The 3293-nt window shown below is 40.7% G+C and carries 1 protein-coding gene and 2 pseudogenes; all 3 read right to left on the bottom strand.

Features of this window, described 5'->3' with window-relative positions:
* Positions 1-283 precede the first annotated feature (283 nt).
* Positions 284-568: pseudogene (locus QZV86_RS13575) on the bottom strand (integrase core domain-containing protein); the annotation flags it as partial.
* A gap of 70 nt (positions 569-638) precedes the next feature.
* The gene (locus tag QZV86_RS13570; RefSeq protein WP_295629223.1) at positions 639-2462 is read right to left on the bottom strand and encodes an AI-2E family transporter; all 1824 of its coding nucleotides are present in this window, start codon (positions 2460-2462) and stop codon (positions 639-641) included.
* Between the two features lie 137 nt (positions 2463-2599).
* Positions 2600-3034 (bottom strand): annotated as a pseudogene (locus QZV86_RS13565) (transposase); the annotation flags it as partial.
* Between the last annotated feature and the right edge of the window lie 259 nt (positions 3035-3293).

Below are 3293 nucleotides of genomic sequence, written 5' to 3'. Positions count from 1 at the left end.
ATCAAAAACAGCAGGTCGCTTGATTCTCATACACCAGATTTGACTATAGCTCTTTTGGCTGATATAACGAATCATAGTGCACGGTTTTTGGTGTTAATTCACATATTTACGTGCACCATTTTACCAAATAATACAATATTGTTAAACTCAATCAGTTAGTTATGCTTTTTGAGTAAGCTCTACATATCAAGTGAGCAGATATGTCTGCTTCTGTCACTAAGAGGCGGCCACACTTGATTGGACAGTTTTTCCCATATTTTAAGTGGAAATCTCGCGTTAATGCCTACGCTGTATTTTGCATTGCAGGCAGGTTATCGAAGTAGAACTCATTGGGCGTTTTGTCGTCAAGCGCGGTGTGAGGTCTATATTGGTTGTAGAACATGAAATATTTTTCTAAGCCTTGTTTTGCATCACATACGCTGTCATAGGCGTGCAGATAGACCTCTTCGTATTTGACGCTCTTCCAAAGCCGTTCGACAAACACATTATCACGCCAGCTGCCCTTGCCATCCATACTGATCTGGATACCGTTATCCTTCAGCAGCCCGATGAATTCCAAGCTGGTGAAATAAACAACCCCGTGGCAAGACCACGGGGAATCGCAAGTTCAAACTTGATGAGCTAAAACGTCTATTAATTCAGGTAGTCATCCGTTCAGATTGCTTTGACGACGCACAGGTGCTGTACAACTTATTGAGTTCTGTCAGGGTTTCCTGGAGCGTATAAACAACTATATTGGCTCCTACTGCCGTTAGTTTTTCAAGGTTATTCTTAGCGTAATCAGGATCGCTTATTCCGAACCTGCTAACGACAATAATAATCTCTGGAAAGCGTGCACGTATGCGTTTAATAAGATAGACTGTATGTGCTAAATTACTTGGATAAACAGAAGCAATAAGTACAATATTAACGTTTAACTTTTCTACTGTTGTTAGCATTTCAGTGGCTAGCGACTTTGGACCAATTTCATGGCATTCAAAATCTTCATGATGCATTGATTTGTTTAATATTTTTACTGCTAATTCATCTGTGGCATCTCCAGCTGGAATAGTTAAGATAATTTTCAGCTCATGCTCTTTCTGCTTTTCATAATCTTCACTGATCATTAATTCTTCATGATCATTAATAACTTCTCTGAAGTTTTCAATGAATTCCCTTTGTTCCTCGGCATCAATTTTGCCTTGGCGAAAATCATTTCTGCTATGCACTAGTGCTGGAATTGCTAAATTATCGTAGACTTGCACTAATGTAAGTTCAGTGTCTGAGGTCTCCTGTTCAATTAAACTGGATGCTTCATCGATGTCATCGGCCAGTAATCGCTGATAAAAGCGTTGCCCAGGGGTAAGAGTTGGGCGATCTCCGAGTAAGGTATCAAAAAAGTTTAAGTAAGGAACATATCGACCTAACACTACGATACAAACAGTCAAGGGTGAAGCTAATACAAGCCCAATTGGTCCCCAAAGCCATGTCCAGAATGCGACGCATACAAGTAATGCCGCTTGCGATACTCCGATGCCTCGTCCATAGAGCATTGGTTCAATGATCATATTAGTGATTAGCTCCAGAACACAAAACATGGCAAGTACCATTATTGCTAATGACCAATCAGGCGAGATCAGCAGACTTAACGTAATTGGTAAAATTGCAGCAAGCCATGGACCCAGGTAGGGAATGTAACGTAAAAGTGCACCAAAAAACCCCCATAAAGCTGCGTAAGGAACGCCAATCAACCACAAGCCCACTGCTACCGCTACCCCGTAACCAACATTTATTAATAATTGCATCAATAAATATCTACTGACACGCTCGCCTGCATCTTCAAATGCTCGAGTTGTATGAGCTAATTGATCCACTCCAATTAATGAAATTACGCGATCACGCAAATCTTCACGATGGAGCAGCATGAAGCAGACCAGAACGATTATTAAACCTGCATTAGCAATAGGTTCTAACATATGGCCAAAAACCGACCACAACTCTGATAATTGAAAAGGCCCGTCGTTAACTATACGTACGGGCTGGGGTTCCAACTTATTAGAAGGAATTGGCAATATGTCTTCTAATTCTGAATTATTTTTTAATTTATCTGTAATACTTTCGGTTACGACTTGGACTTTATCTAATAAACCATCTGGGTTATTTTTAGTGATTTGCTCCAGCTTGTATAAAATATTGTTTTCGTATTGAGGATAGGTATCCAACAAGCTTCCAATTTGACTCGTTATTCCCCAAATTGAACCTACAATGCTACTTAAGGCAAGCAATGCCGCGAATGCGACAGCGATTACCCTGGCAACACCATGTTGTTGCAACCAAATTACGATTGGAGTAAGCAGGAACGTTAGAAGAATCGATAATGCAATGGGAATTAAGATTATCCGCGCAAAAAAAAGAAAGCCTAACACCAACCCGAGAGCTATCAGCATTGACACGTTATTGCTAATCGAAAGACTCTTTTTCATTAAAAATGCTGGCCAGCCTCGATAATTTAAATTACATTTAAGATAAAAAGAGAATAGTAACAGTGCTAATCAAAATTAACCGTACGCTTGCACACATAGCACCTGCGGAGCTATAGTCAAATCTGGTGTATAGAGAATCAAGCCGCATTCTGTTTTTGATCCTTTACTTGTTTAATACCGTTAACAAATTTAACACCATTGATTACATCTGCCAACAGATTATAACCTCTTAACCGGAACCATTTTTTCCGTGCGGTTTCCATGAGTTTGAATGCCATCGTCAGTGTTGTTATCCGGCTCCCACAATTTTTTTTGGCAGTTCTTAGTCTGACAGTAGCAAATACTGATTCAATCGGATTGGTGGTTCTGATGTGCTGCCAGTTTTCGGCAGGATAATCATAGAAAGCCAACATGGAAGCTTTGTTCTTGGCTAGGCAGTTCATCGTACCCGGATATTTCGGATTGAAACGCTCGATGCAATGGTCAAAGGCTTTGTATGCATCTTCCCGGGTTTCCGCTTGCCAAATATCATGCAAGGCTTCTTTGACTTTGGGTTGCGTGGCTTTGGGTAGTTTTTCCAATTCTAGACCTGTCCCCGTGCTTCCTCAGCGTGATTTAAATTTTGCTGATGAGAAGCTCAAAGATTCCCCTCGGAATCCTCCCCCTGAAATTAGCCGTTTGAACACCAAATTCGGGGGTTACCAAAAAACTAAAAGCCAATCACACTAAGCTAATGCCAAAACAACCATGCTGCATTTGGTACCTTTGTTGGGACGAACCGAGCTATAGTCAAATCTGGTGTATGAGAATCAAGCGACCTGCTGTTTTTGA

It is taken from the genome of uncultured Nitrosomonas sp. (assembly GCF_902826915.1).
Classification (GTDB): Bacteria; Pseudomonadota; Gammaproteobacteria; order Burkholderiales; family Nitrosomonadaceae; genus Nitrosomonas.
Note: the sequence above shows the minus strand (reverse complement) of the source record. Positions and strands in the feature narration are given on the sequence as shown.

Coding starts and splice junctions, on each gene's coding strand:
- QZV86_RS13570 (WP_295629223.1), bottom strand. CDS start 2,462: ATGAAAAAGAGTCTTTCGATTAGCAATAACGTGTCAATGCTGATAGCT.